Source organism: Rhodococcus sp. T2V, from assembly GCF_029269925.1.
Taxonomy (GTDB): Bacteria; Actinomycetota; Actinomycetes; order Mycobacteriales; family Mycobacteriaceae; genus Rhodococcus_F; species Rhodococcus_F koreensis.
The window spans coordinates 1-444 of the sequence record NZ_JARJBD010000516.1; the positions used below are offsets into that span (position 1 = coordinate 1).

General features: G+C 65.5%; 2 pseudogenes. One reads left to right on the plus strand and one right to left on the minus strand.

Annotated elements, in window-relative coordinates:
- A pseudogene (locus P3H15_RS55195) lies at positions 1-221 on the plus strand (transposase); the annotation flags it as partial.
- Here P3H15_RS55195 and P3H15_RS55200 read toward each other — a convergent pair.
- Positions 212-444 (minus strand): annotated as a pseudogene (locus P3H15_RS55200) (N-methylproline demethylase); the annotation flags it as partial. The pseudogenes P3H15_RS55195 and P3H15_RS55200 overlap by 10 nt on opposite strands.

Below are 444 nucleotides of genomic sequence, written 5' to 3' on the forward strand. Positions count from 1 at the left end.
GGGAGAACCCCGAGCAGTACCGGCTGCTGACCACGATCCTCGACCCCTCCGACGCCACCGCGGAAGATCTCGCGCTCGCCTACGCCCAACGCTGGGAAATCGAGAACACCTTCGACGAGCTGAAAACCCATCAGCGCGGACCACGCGCCGTGCTGCGGTCGAAATCCCCACCGCTGGTCCTGCAGGAAATCTGGGGGCACCTGTGCTGCCACTACGCCATCCTGCCGACCATGTCGAGCAGCCCCTCGCTGATCGCGTAGCGGGCGGTGGCCAGGTCGGCGATCCGTCCGGCGTGCATCACCGGGATGTCCAGTTCGTGCTTGACGCGGCCGGCGAAGTCCAGATGCACGGCGGCGGGTGTGCCCATCGGTGCGATGATCTTCGCCATGGTGTTGTCGGAGTCGAGGTTTCCCTTGATCACGCTGAGGAAGTCGATGCCCTCGG